Source organism: Parafrankia sp. BMG5.11 (assembly GCF_004337455.1).
On the sequence record NZ_SJXI01000027.1, the window covers coordinates 264,879 to 280,372 of the forward strand.

The following is a 15,494-nucleotide window of genomic DNA, read 5'->3' on the forward strand; positions in this document are numbered from 1 at the left end:
GCGCGGGTCAAACGATGCGGTTGAACTTGTCGAAGGCAGGGCGCGGCGAACGATCGAAGACACTCGCCGGATCGCCATAGCCGACCGAGCAGATGAAGTTGGATCGCACGCGCGGCTGGTCGGCAAAAAACGCCGCATCGACGCCGGCGTTATCGAAGCCCGACATCGGCCCGGTGTCGAGCCCCAGCGCCCGCGCCGCGATGATGAAATATGCACCCTGCAGCGAAGAGTTGCGGAACGCGCCTTCGTTGCGCAGCGGTTCGTTGCCCTCGAACCAGCTCTTCGCGTCGGCATGGGGAAACAGTTCGGGCAGATGCTCGTGAAAATCGATGTCGTAGCCAATGATCGCGGTGACCGGCGCCGCGAGTATTTTGCCGGGGTTGGTGCCGCCCGCGAGGCTGGCGAGCGTCTGCTTGGGTTCGTCCGATTTCACCCACACGATCCGCGCGGGCAGCATATTGGCTGACGTAGGGCCCATCTTGGCGAGGTCCCAGATCGCATGCAGCTGCGCATCGGTGACCGGGTGGTCGAGCCAGTCATTGTAAGTGCGCGCTTCGCGGAACAGCTGGTCGAGCGCCGCGTCACCGAGCGGCTGGTGGAACTGCTTGATCATCATTTTGGCCTTCAGGCGGCGCGCACTTCCGCGACCTCGGGGATGTAGTGCTTGAGCAGCCCTTCGATGCCGTGTTTGAGAGTCGCGGTCGAGGATGGGCAGCCCGCGCAGGCACCTTGCATTTGCAAGTGCACCACCCCGTCGCGGTAGCCGCGATAGACGATGTCGCCGCCATCGTTGGCGACGGCGGGGCGGATGCGCGATTCGAGCAGTTCGTTGATCTGCGCGACGATGTCGGCATCTGCCGGGTCTTCTTCGACGATGAGGTCAGCTTCGGGGGGCACCGAAATCCCGCCGGCCCCGCCGCCGACGAACAGCGGCGCGCCTGACACGAAATGGTCGAGCAGCACGGCGACGACCTGCGGCTTGAGCTGGCTCCAGTCCACGCCCGGCGCGGCGGTCACGGCGATGAAGTCGCTGCCCAGCAGCACGTTCGTGACTTCGCCGGTGTCGAACAACGCCTCCGCCAGTGGGCTCGCCTCGGCGCTTTCAGGGTCGACGAATTCGCGGGTGCCGGACGGCATGACCTGCCGGCCGGGAAGGAACTTCAGGCTCGCCGGGTTAGGCGTGGTTTCGGTCTCGATGAACATGGTGGTCATGTAGGCGTGAGGGGAGGGGGGAACAAGTTCGCCCGCCCGTCAGCGTTTCTTGTCCGGCATTCACTATCCCTTCACCCGGAGGGCGGGTATACCGCCGCGATATGACATTGCTCCCGCGTGCCGTTCGGCATCTCGCGCCCCTGCTCCCTCTCGTCCTCCTGGCCTCGCCGGTTCCAGCGCAGGATGGCTCCGCACCGCCAGCGCCGAAGTCGCTTCAGACGGGCGAGCAGACTCCGTGGATCTATCGCGGCAGCGATGTCCCGCGCGACAAGGAATGGCAGTTCGGCGAAATGCCCAATGGTCTGCGCTATGCGGTACGCCACAACGGGGTGCCGCCGGGCCAGGTGTCCATCCGGGTGCGCATCGATGCCGGGTCGATCCACGAGACCGATTCCGAGCAGGGCTTTGCTCACCTGATCGAGCACATGACCTTCCGCGAGAGCAAGTATCTCGCCGACGGCGCGGCGATCGCCACGTTCCAGCGGCTGGGCGCTACCTTTGGCAGCGACACCAACGCGGAGACGACGCCCACGCAGACGGTTTACAAGCTCGACGTGCCCGATGCCACTCCGGCGAAGCTCGAAGAGGTGTTCAAGCTGCTGTCCGGCATGATCGAGGCGCCGGCGCTTTCCGCCAAGGGGTTGTCGGAAGACCGCCCCATCGTGCTCGCCGAAATGCGGGAGCGCGCTGCCGCCGCGCAGCGGGTGGCCGAGGAGAGCCGCAAGACGATCTTTGCCGGTCAGCGTCTGGCCAACCGCCTGCCGATCGGCACCGAAGCCACGCTCAACGCCGCGACGCCCGCCGCGGTAAAGGCGTTCCACAAGCGCTGGTACCGACCGGAAAATGCCGTGGTGGTGGTTGCCGGCGACAGCGACGCCCGCACCTTGGCAGGATTGGTGGAGAAATACTTTGGCGGTTGGAAGGGCGTCGGCCCGCACACCCCGGCGCCTGACTTCGGCGACCCCAAGGCTCCCGCCGGTGCCGATCCCGCCAACCCGGTGGGCGAAACCCAGGTGCTGGTCGAACCCGACCTGCCGCGCAGCCTGACATACGCGGTCATGCGGCCGTGGCGCCCGGTGAACGATACCATCAAGTACAACGAAGGGCTGCTGCTCGATTCGCTGGCGCAGTCGATCATCAACCGGCGGCTTGAATCGCGCGCCCGAGCGGGCGGGTCCTATCTTTACGCGCAGGTAAATCAGGAAGACGTCAGCCGGACGGCGGACGCGACGTTCGTCACGTTCGCCCCGCTGACCGAAGACTGGTCGGCGGCGCTGAGCGACGTCCGGGCGGTGATCGCCGACGCGCTCGCGAATCCGCCGACGCAGGAAGAGATCGATCGCGAGATGGCCGAATTCGACGTGGCCTTCGCCAGTTCGGTCGAGCAGCGCGCGGTTCTGGCCGGCTCCAAGCTTGCGGACGACGTGGTGCAGGCGGTGGACATTCGCGAGACGGTGGCCGCGCCCGAAACGGTGCTGACCGTTTTTCGCGGGATGAAGGACCAGTTCACGCCCGCCAATGTGCTCGCGCACACGCGTTCGTTGATGACGGGCGACGTGATCCGTTCGGTGTACGTGACGCCGGACGCTTCCGAAGCCACCCCCGCAGCGCTCCGTGCGGCGTTGCTTGCGCCGGTCGAAGCTGACGGCAGCGCTCGGGTGGCGGCCAAATCCATTTCGTTCACTGACCTGCCGCCGATCGGCACCCCGCAGCAGCCCAGTTCGACGGCTCCGCTTGGCCTGCTCGATATCCAGCGGGTGGCCTTTCCGAACGGCACGACCGCGCTGCTGTGGTCCAACAACGGCGAACCCGGGCGGGTGACGGTGAAGGCACGGTTCGGTGCCGGCTGGCGCTCGTTCGCTCCGGAAGACGCCGTCTATGCGAAGCTTGGTGAAAGCGCGCTGGTGAGTTCCGGCCTTGGGGAACTGGGGCAGGAGGAGCTCGACCGGATCAGCAATGGCCGCAAGATGGGCTTCGATTTCGAGATCGACGACGGGGTATTCGATTTTACCGCGCAGACGCGTGAGGCCGACCTGGCCGATCAACTTTATCTGTTCGCCGCCAAGCTGGCGACGCCGCGGTGGGACGCCAATCCGGTCCAGCGTGCCAAGGCTGCGTCCAAGCTGGCTTACGAAAGCTATTCAACCAGCCCGTCGGGGGTACTGCAGCGCGATCTGCAATACCGGCTGTACGACCGCGACCCACGGTTTGCGACGCCGACCGCCGCGCAGCTTGATTCCGCCACGCCAGCAGGCTTCCGCAGGGTGTGGGAGCCGCTGCTCAAGCAGGGGCCGGTCGAGGTCCTGATCTTCGGTGATTTCAAGATGGCCGACGCCGTCGCGGCACTTAGCCGAACATTCGGGGCACTGCCGCCGCGCGCGGCGATCCCGGCCGCGACGCTCGCCCGCAGCGTCACCGTCGCGTCTTCCGCGCAGCCGGAAGTGCTGTTCCATCGCGGAGACTCGAACCAGGCGGCAGCGGTGATCGCCTGGCCGACCGGCGGAGGTGTCGCCTCGCTGCCGGAATCGCGCCAGCTCCAGATCCTGACCGAATTGTTCAACAATCGCCTGCTCGAGGAGATGCGCGAACGGACCGGAGCGAGTTATTCGCCGCAGGTGTCAAGCGATTGGCCGGTGGACATCGCGACCGGCGGCACGGTCTCGGCGGCGGCCACCGTCCGGCCGCAGGACGTGCCGGCGTTCTTCGCCGCGACCGACCAGATCGCGCGCGATCTGGTGGCCAATCCGCCAACCGCGGACGAGCTTGCCCGAGTGACCGAACCGCTCAAGCAGTCGATCAGCCGCGCATCGACCGGCAACACGTTCTGGCTGTGGCAGCTGGAGGGGGCGAGCACCGATCCGCAGCGTGTGCGGCTGCTGCGCTCGTTGCTGAACGATTACACCCAGACCACTCCCCAGGCGATGCAGGCGCTGGCGGCGAAATACCTGACGGGGCGCCAACCCTTCCGGCTTGCCGTGATCCCTCAAGGGCAGACGCTCGCCACTCAGGTGGAAGGTCAGTCGGCCAGCGTCTCGCGCTAAGGCAGCTTGCGCCGCTCCAAGTTTAAGCCGCTTGGCGCTGCAGGCGCGAAGGGACTACGGCGCCCGGGTGACACAGGAATGGACCCCCGATAGCTGGCAGGCGCACGAAGCCCGCCACTTGCCCAACTACCTCGATCGTGCCGCGCTGGCAGAGGTCGAAGCGACGCTGGCGCACTATCCACCGCTGGTATTCGCGGGAGAGGCGCGCGCGCTGAAAGACGACCTGGCGGAAGTCGCCGGGGGCCGCGGGTTCCTGCTGCAAGGCGGCGACTGCGCCGAAAGCTTCGCCGAGTTCCACCCCAATTACATCCGCGACACCTTCCGCGTCCTGCTGCAGATGGCGGTTGTCCTGACTTTCGCCAGCAAGCGACCGGTGGTGAAGGTCGGACGTATGGCGGGACAGTTTGCCAAGCCCCGCAGCGCGCCGACCGAAACGCAGGGCGAGGTCACGCTCCCAAGCTATCTGGGCGACAATATCAACGGCATCGATTTCACGCCCGAAAGCCGCGCCAACGATCCCCAGCGGATGGTGCGCGCCTATTCGCAAGCCGCGGCCACGCTCAATCTGCTGCGCGCGTTTGCCGGGGGCGGGTATGCCAACCTGCGCCAGGTGCACCGCTGGACGCTAGACTTCATGGACCGCAGCCCGTGGGCCGACAAGTTCCAGGACGTGGCCGACCGGATCGGTGAATCGTTAGATTTCATGGAGGCCTGCGGCGTCAATCCCGAGACGCTGCCGCAGTTGGAGCGGACGACCTTCTACACCAGCCACGAGGCGCTGTTGCTGCCGTATGAGCAGGCGCTTACCCGGCAGGACAGCCTGACCGGCGATTGGTACGATTGTTCGGCGCACATGGTGTGGATCGGCGATCGGACGCGATTTCCCGGCAGCGCACATATCGAATTCTGCCGCGGCATCGGCAACCCGCTGGGCATGAAGTGCGGGCCCAGTCTCGCTGCAGATGACCTTATCCGCCTGCTCGACATCCTCAATCCGGCGCGTGAGCCAGGCCGCATTACCCTCATCAGCCGGTTCGGCGACGACAAGGTAGAGAGCGGCCTGCCGCCGCTGGTGCGTGCGGTCGCGCGCGAAGGCCATCCGGTGGTGTGGAGCTGCGATCCCATGCACGGAAACGTGATCAAATCGAACAGCGGCTACAAGACCCGGCCGTTCGACCGCATCCTGCGCGAGGTTCGGGGCTTTTTCGCGGTACACCGGGCGGAAGGCACGCATGCGGGCGGCATTCATGTCGAAATGACGGGACAGGACGTGACCGAGTGTGTCGGCGGTGCGGTGGCCATCAGCCACGAAGCGCTCGGCGATCGGTATCATACGCACTGCGATCCGCGTCTCAACGCCGCGCAGTCGATCGAGCTGGCATTCATGCTTGCTGAGATGCTCAACCAGGAAGCAAGCACCCGGCCGGCCGTGGCAGCATAGGCCCGTCTGCCAGGGCGCGCAGGGCGAGCAACTAACCGGGGCGTCTATCGCTACTGGGTCGACATATTTCCTCGGTGCCCGGGGAAACTGTTGGCCGCGACAGAGTCTATCATTTGTGCGGTTTCCCGGTCATCTTGCCAGAGGACTGGCTGCAGCAAGAGGATGACCGTGCCCCAGCCCCTGACGATTCACGCTCAGCAGACGCCGCGGGCTCTAGCCGATCGCTTCGCTGAAACGCGCGCGCTCAGCGCCGCGCTCGCCGAGCCGCTCAGCGATGCCGATGCCACGATCCAGTCGATGGATGATGCAAGTCCGGCCAAGTGGCACCTGGCGCATACGACATGGTTCTGGGAGACCTTCCTGCTGCGCGATCACTTGCCCGGTTATCGGCGGTGGCGCGACGATTGGCCGTACCTGTTCAATTCCTATTACGAGGCGGAAGGTGCCCGGCACGCGCGTTCGCGCCGGGGCATGTTGTCGCGCCCCTCGCTTGCCGAGATCCTCGACTGGCGGGACCACGTCACGCACTCGATGATGGATTTGCTGGACCGGCCCGAACACGCGCCACTGATCGAGCTGGGCATAGCGCACGAGCAGCAGCACCAGGAATTGCTGCTGACCGACATCAAGCACGCACTGTTCCAGAACCCCCTCGGCCCTGCGATGTGGGGCGCCCCTTCCGCCAGAGAGCCTGCGCGTGAGGCGTCCGGTTGGCAGGAACATCCGGGCGGCATCGCACTGGTGGGTCATGAGGGGGTCGATTTCGCGTTCGACAACGAAGGCCCGCGGCACCGGGTCCTGCTGGAGCCGTTCGCGCTGTCCTCCGGCCTGGTCTCGAACCGCGAATGGCACTCGTTCATCGACGAGGGCGGGTATCGCACCGCGTCGTTGTGGCTGTCCGATGGCTGGGGATGGGTTCAAGGCGAGCAAATCTCGGCGCCGTCGTACTGGCGCGAGGACCAGCAGTTTACCCACTCGGGCTGGCAGGCTCGCGATCCGGATGCGCCGGTGACGCACATCTCGTTTTACGAAGCGGATGCCTTTGCTGCCTGGGCTGGTGCGCGATTGCCGACCGAGTTCGAATGGGAGGCGGCGGCACAAAGCCACGACCCGGCCGCCGGCAACCAGCTCGACGACGCCGCACCACCGCTGCCGCGCGGTGGCCACAACCTGTTCGGCGACTGCTGGCAGTTCACTCGCTCTGCGTACTTGCCCTATCCGCGCTTCCGTACAGCGGAGGGCGCGGTCGGGGAATACAACGGCAAGTTCATGAGCGGCCAGGTGGTCCTCAAAGGCGCTAGCTGCGCGACGCCGCGCAGCCACTCCCGCACCAGTTACCGCAACTTCTTCTACCCTCATCAACGCTGGCAGTTCACCGGCCTGCGGCTCGCAAAGGACATCTGATGGCTGCCGAACAGGGGCTGAGCCTGGTCGATCTGGATCGCGACGGGGTCGACACCGCATTTCGCGAAGACGTGTTGCAGGGTCTGTCGGAGCCGCAGAAGGCGATCCCGGCGCGCTGGTTCTACGACGACGAGGGATCAGAACTGTTCGAGGAGATCACCCGGCTCCCCGAATACTATCCAACCCGCGCGGAAACCGAAATCCTGACCGACCGATGCGACGAGTTCCGCACGATGATCGGCGGCGGACGGGCGGTGGTCGAATTCGGCTCTGGCAGTTCGGTGAAGACGCCGCTGCTGCTCAACTGCATCGACCCCGCCGCCTATGTGCCGCTCGACATCGCAGGAGATTTCCTGCGGTCTTCGGCTGACGCGCTGTCGGCCAAATTTCCCGGCTTGCCGGTCTACCCGGTCGAGGCGGACTTCGTGCGCAAGGTCGAACTGCCGATTGAGGTTACCGCCATGCCCAAGCTCGGGTTTTTCCCTGGGTCTACCATCGGCAACATGGTGGCCCGCACGGCAGTCGATCTGCTGCGCACGATGCGCGCAACGCTCGGAGAGGGCAGCCAACTCCTGATCGGGATGGACCTGGTCAAGGACCAGGCAATCCTGGAGGCCGCTTATGACGATGCGGCGGGTGTAACCGCCCGGTTCAATCTGAACCTCGCGCATCGCATCAACCGGGAGCTGAACGGGACCATCCCGATTGATGCGCTGCGTCACGTCGCCCGCTGGAACGACGCGTATTCCCGGATCGAGATGCACCTCGAGGCGCTGCGACCGATCGAATTCGAAGTGTCCGACCATCGGTTCTCGATGGGCGAGGGCGACACCATCCACACCGAGAACAGCCACAAGTTCTCGCGCCGCAGCAGCACGACCTTGCTGCTGGCGAGCGGGTGGACGCCCCGGCAACGCTGGACCGATCGGGAGGAGCGCTTTTCGCTCATTCTCGCGGACGCCACCGTGCCGCGCAGCGCGCCCTAGTCATGGTGGTGAAAGCCGCGAGGGTGTAACAGGACAGGCATGGACCCGCAGGCAGCCTGGCAGGCAACGACCGAGATCATCCGCGAGATACCGCGCTCGGGTTTGCTGATCGCGACCGTTGCGGCGGTGCTCGGCAGCATTCTCGGCACCGGGATCGCGCGTCATTATTCGCGTTTCGGCCGCTTCATGGCGACGACCAGCACGATGGCGCTGGCGGCGATCCTGGTGGTGGTAATGCTGCAGGTGTCGCGCTTCGATCCGCGGCTGGACATCGCCGTGCCGGAACTCGGCTTTCCCGAACAGACCGTTGCGGGGGGTGAAACCCGGGTGCCGATGTCACCGGACGGGCATTTCTGGATTCAGGCGACCGTGAATGGAGAGCCGGCCGCGTTCCTGGTCGATACGGGGGCGACCCTGACAGCGGTCTCGGTACCGCTGGCAGAACGCGCCGGGCTGGAGCCGCGCGCGGGCGGGGTGCCGGTCCGCATCTCGACCGCCAACGGCACGGTGACCGCCGACCTGACCACGATCGACACCTTGCGGTTTGGCAGCGTGAAGGCGGGCGGGCTCGACGCGGTGATCGCGCCGCAAATCGGCAGGACCAACGTCATCGGGATGAACTTGCTGTCACGCCTTGCGTCCTGGCGCGTGGAGGGGCGGACGATGATCCTGGTCCCGAACAACCCGCAGCCGCCTGCCTGAGCTTGCCTGCCGTATTAGTCGCTGGCAGGGGCGTGTCATGACCCAGGCCCCCAGCTTTCAAGGCATCCACAACTTCCGCGACTATGGCGGCTATTCCGCCGCCGGCGGCAAGGTCCGCCGCGGAGTGCTCTACCGCTCCGGCCAGCATGTCGCGGCGACCGATGAAGATCTTGCAGAGCTGGCCGCGCTCGACATCCGCACGGTGATCGATTTGCGCGGCATCGCCGAGCGCGAGATGCATCCTTGCCGCCGCCACGAAGGTTGGGCGGGCGAAGTCGTCGCGCATGATGGGTCGACGACCTCCAGCCCGCCGCACATGGACATCGGTCCCGAAGTCACGACCGCCGATTACGCGCGCGACCGAATGCTTCAGGTGTACACGCGGATGCCTGAAAACCCGGCGATGCAGGCCATGTTCGGACGCTATCTGCACGCGCTGGCAGACCGCGACGGAGCCAGCTTGGTGCACTGCTTTGCAGGCAAGGATCGCACCGGCATGGCGGTCACGCTGCTGCTGCACATAGTCGGCGTGTCGGAAGACGATCAGGTACGCGAATTCCTGCTCACCAACGAATCGCCGACGTTCCACATTCTGCGCGCGCAATCGATTCCGGTGATGGAGAAGCGGCTCGGCCGGACCATGGACGAGGCGTCGGTCCGCGCGATGCTCGACGTGCACGAGGATTACTTTGCGCGCTTTCACCAGGTGGCGCGTCAGACGCACGGTTCGCTCGACGATTGGCTGAATCAGGCCGTTGGCGTCGACGACACGCTACGCATGAACCTGCGGGACAAGTTCGTCGCCTGACTCGATTTCCCGCCGCCGCGCCCCTATCTGGCCCGGCAAGACGGAGGAAACGATGGCTACCCACAAGACGCGCATGCTCATCATCGGTTCGGGCCCGGCAGGTCTGTCGGCCGCGATCTATGGCGCGCGCGCAATGATGGAGCCGATCGTGGTGCAGGGCCTTCAGCCCGGCGGACAGTTGACCATCACCACCGATGTCGAGAACTATCCCGGCTTCCGCGACGTGGTTCAGGGCCCGTGGCTGATGCAGGAGATGCAGGCCCAGGCAGAGCACGTCGGCACGCGGATGATGTGGGACACCATCGTCCGGGTCGATCTGGAAGGCGGCTCCCCCTTCCGCGCCTATGGCGACAGCGGCGACATCTACGAAGGCGACACGCTGGTCATCGCGACCGGCGCGCAGGCCAAGTGGCTGGGCGTGCCCGGCGAGATGGAACTGGGCGGCAAGGGCGTATCCGCTTGCGCTACGTGCGATGGATTCTTCTACCGCGGCAAGAAGGTTGCGGTGATCGGCGGCGGCAACACCGCTGTCGAGGAGGCGCTATACCTCACCAACCATTCCGACGATGTGACGCTGATTCACAGGCGCGACTCCCTGCGGGCCGAGCGCATCCTGCAGGATCGCCTGTTCAACCATCCCAAGATCACCGTTTTGTGGAACCAGGTGGTCGAAGGGTTCGAAGGCGATCCGCTGGCCGGCGGCTTGACTCACCTGTCGCTGAAGGACCGCGTAACTGGACAACTGAGCAAGTTCCATTGCGATGGCGCCTTCGTCGCGATCGGCCACGCCCCCTCGACCGAACTGTTCAAGGGGCAACTTCCCGTTGACGAGGGCGGTTACCTGATCGTCGAGCCGGGCACGCCCAAGACGGCGATCCCGGGCGTGTTCGCGTGCGGCGACGTGATGGACCATACGTATCGGCAGGCGGTGACCGCCGCCGGCACCGGGTGCATGGCCGCGCTGGATGCCGAGCGATTTGTGTCAGGATTGTCGATCGATCTGCATGGCCACGCCGAGGCAGCCGAAGCGGCGGAGTAGCTCCGCCGCCATTTTCAGAACACCGCCAACGCTGCCCTGATGATCAACCAGATGAGCACAAAGCTCGACAGCAAGAACAGCAGGAACCGGCCCATCACCTTGTTGACCGTGGCCTGCCACAGCGAGTGGAGCACACGCAGCGCGACGTAAATCCATGCCAGCGTCGCGTTCAGGCCGTCACCTTGTCCAACGAACGCGAGCACGAGCGCCACCGCGTAGAATAGCGTCGGCGCTTCGTGCAGGTGATTGTAATTATGCGCCTTCCACTGGATGTCCGGGGCGAGCAGACCGTCGAGCTTGGCGCCGGTCCAGCCGACGTCGGCGTTAGGGCCGCCGTCCTTGGGCAGCCGGTTGATCGCGGGAATCCGGGTGGCGTACATCCACAGCCACATCACCATCGTCCATGCGAGCAACGCGACGACGGGCTGGAGAATATCGGCCCCGATCACTGGATCACCATCGGATCGGCGAACAGCGTCAGCGCAAGCGCACGGATCGCCAGGACTACCAGCGCCAGCGTCGACAGCATGAACAGCAGGAAACGCACCGACACCACGTTGACGGTCGCCTGCCAGATCGAGTGCACGATGCGGATCGCGACATAGATCCAGGCCACCAGAACCATGGTCGGATTGGGTCCAAGCAGCGCGATGATCAGCGACACGGCGTAGAACAGCGTCGGTTGTTCGACGAGGTGGGAATAGTTATGGGCTTTCCAGTTGATCCGGTCGTCCACGACTCCTTCCAGATCCTGTCCCCGCCCCCCCGGCTTGGCATTCTTGAGCCCGCCGATCCGGCGGAGTGCCGGTAGCCGGGTCGCGGCCATCCACACCAGCATGATCAGCGTCCACCCGATCAACACTGCCGCGGGCGCGAGCATCTGTGCCTGCATCCAATTTCCCCCATCATCGTCCCGGCTGCGAACGTGCGCCGGGCAGAAGTGCATGTCAAATCGCCGTCAATCGGCGTGGGTGATGACCTTCGCGAATGACTCCGCGTCCGTGTTGCCGCCAGTGAGCATGATCACCGTGTGCGGGTCCAGCATCACCTTGCCCGCGAGTGCCGCAGCCAGCGCCGCCGCGCCGCCGGGTTCGACCACCAGCTTGAGCTTCGCAAAGGCAAACCTCTGGGCCTCGCGCACTTCGGCGTCGGTGACCGTCACCCCGGGATCGGATCGGCCGGACAGCACGGCGAGATTGATCTGTTTGGTCGCCGGCGGCTGCAAGGCGTCACACACCGTGACCGGACCGCTACTGATGGAGCGAACCTTTCCTTCGGCCAGCGACTGGCCGACGGTGTCCCACCCTTCCGGTTCAACCGGCACGATCGCGCTGTCAGGACATGCTAGGGCCAGCCCGGCAGCAAGACCACCGCCCCCGCACGGCGCGACGATGCGGGAAGGCTGGCGGCCCAGCTGCTCCATGATTTCGACGCCGGCGCTGCCCTGGCCCTCGATCACCCAGGGATCGGCAAACGCATGGGCGAGCACCGCCCCGCGCTCTTCGACCAGACGGGCCGCCACCGCGTCGCGATCTTCCCGCGGGCGCTCGTACAGCACCACTTCGGCTCCCAGCGCGCGGGTGGCGTCGAGTTTCACCTGCGGTGCGTTATGCGGCATCACGATCGTGGCCCGGATCCCGAGTTCGCGCGCGGCCCACGCAATGCCTTGTGCATGGTTTCCGCTAGAGACGGCGATCACCCCGCGGGCGCGTTCCTCTGGCGTCATGTCGGTCAGCCGGTGCCATCCGCCACGAATCTTGAAGGCGCCGATCGGCTGCAGGTTCTCGGCCTTGGCCCACAACCGTGTTCCGTTCACTTCCAGCGGCAGCAAAGGGGTGGGCGGAAGGATGGCCCTGATTTTCTCGGCCGCGCGCAGTACGCCCGCTCTGTCAGGCATGCGCAGGTGGTCGGCGGGGGTTTCGCGAAACATTCCCGCCGACTAGTGCGTTCGCCATTCGACGCCAATCGGCGCGCCAAGAAAGTTTGGAGTTTTCATGTCGACAGTCCTGGTAATCGGTGCGGGTGGGGTCAGCTCGGTCTGCGTCCACAAGATGGCGATGAATGCCGAAATCTTCTCCGATATCCATCTCGCCAGCCGCACCAAATCGAAGTGTGACGCGATCGCGGCCAGCGTCAAGCAGCGCACCGGCCGCGACGTTCAGACTTATTCGATCGACGCCGAAGAAGTGCCGGCGATGGTCAACTTGATCCGCAAGGTGCAGCCCAGCCTGGTGGTCAATCTGGCGCTGCCGTACCAGGATCTGCCGATCATGGACGCCTGCCTGGAAGCGGGCGTCAACTACCTCGACACCGCGAATTACGAGCCCAAGGACGAGGCCAAGTTCGAATACAAGTGGCAGTGGGCCTATCACGACCGCTTCAAGCAGGCCGGACTGATGGCGCTGCTCGGCTCGGGCTTCGACCCGGGGGTGACCAGCGTGTTCACAATGTGGCTCAAGAAGCACAAGCTGAAGACCATCCGTCAGCTCGACATCCTCGATTGCAACGGCGGCGATCACGGCCAGCACTTCGCCACCAATTTCAACCCTGAGATCAACATCCGCGAGGTCACCGCGCCGGCTCGCCACTGGGAGAACGGCGAGTGGGTCGAAACCCCGGCGATGCAGGTGAAAACCGAGTTCGATTTCGAAGCGGTGGGCAAGAAGAACGCCTACCTGATGTATCACGAAGAGCTGGAAAGCCTGGCGAAGTTCGTCCCTGAACTGGAGCGGGCGCGGTTCTGGATGACTTTCGGCGATGCCTACATCACGCACCTGACCGTGCTGCAGAACGTCGGCATGACCTCGATCGAGCCGATCCGCTACCAGGGCAAGGAGATCATCCCGCTGCAGTTCCTCGCCGCGGTGCTGCCCAAGCCAGAGTCACTGGGCGAAACCACCAAGGGCAATACCAACATCGGCGTCATCGCCACCGGTGAGGCGCTCGACGGGTCGGGCGAGAAAACATTCTACATCAAGAACATCTGCAGTCATGAAGCGGCTTACGAAGAGACCGGCAATCAGGCGGTCAGCTACACTACCGGCGTGCCGGCCATGATCGGCAGCGCGATGGTGGTGACGGGCAAGTGGGCCGGCGACGGTGTGTTCAACATGGAAGAGATGGACCCCGATCCATTCATGGAGATGCTCAACTCGGACGGTCTGCCCTGGACGGTCGAGGAACTGAACGGTCCGGTCGAATTCTGACCGTGGCCGAGCAGCGCCTCTCCTTGGTCACTCTCGGCACCCGCGACCTTGCACGGTCGCGGCGGTTCTACACCGACGGGTTCGGGTGGACGCCGGCTTTCGAGAACGAAGAGATCATCTTCTACCAGCTCGGCGGGATCATCTTGGGGACATTTGAAGAGGGGGCGCTGGAACGGGACATGGGCCGAGGTAGCCTCTCCAGGCCCGGCGCATTCGCGCTGGCGCACAACGTCCGCTCGCGCGAGGAGGTCGAGCCTTTGATGACCAGCCTGGTGGCAGCGGGCGGGCTTGTCCTGCGGCCTGCGGACGAACCACCGATCGGGGGGCTGCGCGGTTACGTCTCCGACCCGGACGACCATGCGTGGGAAATCGCTTACAACCCAGGGTTCGCGATCGACGCGGACGGCAACGTGAGGTTCGGCATCTGATGGAAACCAGGGCCGGCGATCCGGGGGCGTTTGCCCGCTTCGACCTGCAACGCGTGGACTCTCCTGCGTTCGTCGTCGATGCCGCCAGGCTGCGCGCCAACCTGCAAATTCTTGCCGATGTGCGCGACGCCGCCGACATCAAGGTGCTTGCGGCACTGAAAGCTTTCAGCATGTGGTCCGTCGCTCCGATCATCGGCGAGTACCTGGACGGTGTCTGCACCAGCGGCCTGTGGGAAGCGCGGCTGGCGAGCGAATTCTACGATGGCGAGATCGCCACCTATTGCGCAGCCTACAAGCCCGACGAGCTGGCGGAGGTGTGCCGCCTGTCCGATCACGTGATCTTCAACTCGCCCGGACAGCTCGAACGCTATCGCCCGGTACTCGACGCAGCGCGTGCCGCGGGGCAGGACTTCGATGTGGGGTTGCGGATCAATCCGCTTTGCCCGTGCGGCGAGGTGCCGCGCTACGATCCGTCCTCGCCCGGCAGCCGGCTCGGCTTCCCGTTGGACCAGTTGACGCCCGAGATCATGGAGCAGGTCGACGGTATCCATTTCCACAACCTGTGCGAGCAGGATTTCGAACCTCTGCGCCGTACGTGGGACACCGTGTTTGACCAGATCGAGCCCTATTTCGGCGATCTCAAGTGGATCAACATGGGCGGCGGCCATCATATCACTCGCGCGGATTACCAGCGGGAGGAACTGATCGAATTCCTGAAGGACGCGAAAGACGATACTGACGCGGAAATCTACCTTGAGCCGGGCGAGGCGGTGGCTCTCGATGCCGGCATCCTGGTCGGCACGATCCTCGATTCGCACTGGAACGGCCTGCCCGTGGCGATTACGGACATTTCGGCGACCTGCCACATGCCCGACGTCATCGAAGCACCGTATCGCCCGGCGATGCTGAACGAAGCGGGCGAAGGTGAACCGGTCCGCCTGGGAGGGCCATCCTGCCTCGCGGGGGATGTCATCGGCGACTATCGCTTGTCGGTGCCGAACGAGCCTGGCGAGCGCTTCGCGTTTCTCGATCAGGCGCACTACTCGATGGTAAAGACTAACACTTTCAATGGGGTGCAGCTGCCTTCCATCTGGTTGTGGGACAGCGACACCGACGCGCTCGAGCAGATACGCAGCTTCGGCTACGAAGATTTCCGCGATCGGCTCAGCTGACCGCGTCTTGCCGCCGTCCGATCGCACCGGGGCTTGTTGTCGCGGGACCGGATTT

15 protein-coding genes are annotated in these 15,494 nt (G+C 64.9%); 10 read left to right on the forward strand and 5 right to left on the reverse strand.

Features of this window, described 5'->3' with window-relative positions:
- Positions 1-7 precede the first annotated feature (7 nt).
- Together E0504_RS19320 and E0504_RS54280 are read right to left on the reverse strand one after the other, a co-directional pair.
- The gene (locus tag E0504_RS19320; RefSeq protein ID WP_131625697.1) at positions 8-613 is read right to left on the reverse strand and encodes a malonic semialdehyde reductase; all 606 of its coding nucleotides are present in this window, start codon (positions 611-613) and stop codon (positions 8-10) included.
- Positions 614-624: 11 nt separating this feature from the next.
- Positions 625-1,203, reverse strand: coding sequence for a NifU family protein (locus E0504_RS54280; protein WP_131625352.1), 579 nt, complete (start codon positions 1,201-1,203; stop codon positions 625-627).
- 110 nt (positions 1,204-1,313) lie between these two features.
- On the opposite strand from E0504_RS54280, the gene E0504_RS19330 reads away from it, so the two are divergent.
- The 7 genes from E0504_RS19330 to trxB all read left to right on the forward strand — a co-directional run bounded on the left by E0504_RS19330 (position 1,314) and on the right by trxB (position 10,633).
- Entirely contained in the window at positions 1,314-4,253 is a 2,940-nt protein-coding gene (locus E0504_RS19330) for a pitrilysin family protein (RefSeq protein WP_131625353.1), read from the forward strand.
- Between the two features lie 67 nt (positions 4,254-4,320).
- The gene (locus tag E0504_RS19335) at positions 4,321-5,694 is read left to right on the forward strand and encodes a class II 3-deoxy-7-phosphoheptulonate synthase (RefSeq protein ID WP_131625698.1); all 1,374 of its coding nucleotides are present in this window, start codon (positions 4,321-4,323) and stop codon (positions 5,692-5,694) included.
- 162 nt (positions 5,695-5,856) lie between these two features.
- Positions 5,857-7,098 carry an ergothioneine biosynthesis protein EgtB gene (gene egtB / locus E0504_RS19340; RefSeq protein WP_131625354.1) on the forward strand — a complete coding sequence of 414 codons (1,242 nt, stop codon included), beginning with the start codon at positions 5,857-5,859 and terminating at the stop codon, positions 7,096-7,098.
- Positions 7,098-8,084, forward strand: coding sequence for an L-histidine N(alpha)-methyltransferase (egtD, locus tag E0504_RS19345; RefSeq protein ID WP_131625355.1), 987 nt, complete (start codon positions 7,098-7,100; stop codon positions 8,082-8,084). Before egtB ends, egtD begins: the two co-directional genes overlap by 1 nt.
- A gap of 39 nt (positions 8,085-8,123) precedes the next feature.
- Entirely contained in the window at positions 8,124-8,786 is a 663-nt protein-coding gene (locus E0504_RS19350) for a TIGR02281 family clan AA aspartic protease (protein WP_131625356.1), read from the forward strand.
- 37 nt (positions 8,787-8,823) lie between these two features.
- A complete protein-coding gene (locus E0504_RS19355) occupies positions 8,824-9,594 on the forward strand; it encodes a tyrosine-protein phosphatase (protein ID WP_131625357.1) in 771 nt (256 codons plus the stop codon).
- A gap of 52 nt (positions 9,595-9,646) precedes the next feature.
- Entirely contained in the window at positions 9,647-10,633 is a 987-nt protein-coding gene (gene trxB, locus E0504_RS19360; protein ID WP_131625358.1) for a thioredoxin-disulfide reductase, read from the forward strand.
- 14 nt (positions 10,634-10,647) lie between these two features.
- On the opposite strand, the gene E0504_RS19365 is transcribed toward trxB, so the two are convergent.
- The 3 genes from E0504_RS19365 to E0504_RS19375 form a co-directional block, all read right to left on the reverse strand.
- Positions 10,648-11,082 (reverse strand): MAPEG family protein, encoded by a 435-nt coding sequence (locus E0504_RS19365; protein WP_131625359.1) that lies wholly within the window; start codon positions 11,080-11,082, stop codon positions 10,648-10,650.
- A complete protein-coding gene (locus E0504_RS19370; RefSeq protein WP_131625360.1) occupies positions 11,079-11,525 on the reverse strand; it encodes an MAPEG family protein in 447 nt (148 codons plus the stop codon). Before E0504_RS19370 ends, E0504_RS19365 begins: the two co-directional genes overlap by 4 nt.
- Positions 11,526-11,591: 66 nt before the next feature.
- A complete protein-coding gene (locus E0504_RS19375; protein WP_131625361.1) occupies positions 11,592-12,563 on the reverse strand; it encodes a threonine/serine dehydratase in 972 nt (323 codons plus the stop codon).
- A 64-nt stretch (positions 12,564-12,627) separates the two neighbouring features.
- On the opposite strand from E0504_RS19375, the gene E0504_RS19380 reads away from it, so the two are divergent.
- Genes E0504_RS19380 through E0504_RS19390 form a run of 3 tightly spaced genes read left to right on the forward strand, consistent with a single transcriptional unit; the run spans position 12,628 to position 15,439 of the window.
- Positions 12,628-13,839: a saccharopine dehydrogenase family protein gene (locus E0504_RS19380; protein WP_131625362.1), complete on the forward strand. Its 1,212-nt coding sequence runs from the start codon at positions 12,628-12,630 to the stop codon at positions 13,837-13,839.
- A 2-nt stretch (positions 13,840-13,841) separates the two neighbouring features.
- A complete protein-coding gene (locus tag E0504_RS19385) occupies positions 13,842-14,267 on the forward strand; it encodes a VOC family protein (RefSeq protein ID WP_131625363.1) in 426 nt (141 codons plus the stop codon).
- Complete coding sequence (locus tag E0504_RS19390) at positions 14,267-15,439, forward strand: carboxynorspermidine decarboxylase (RefSeq protein ID WP_131625364.1); 1,173 nt, start codon at positions 14,267-14,269, stop codon at positions 15,437-15,439. The genes E0504_RS19385 and E0504_RS19390 overlap by 1 nt, the downstream gene beginning before the upstream one ends.
- Positions 15,440-15,494: the final 55 nt, after the last annotated feature.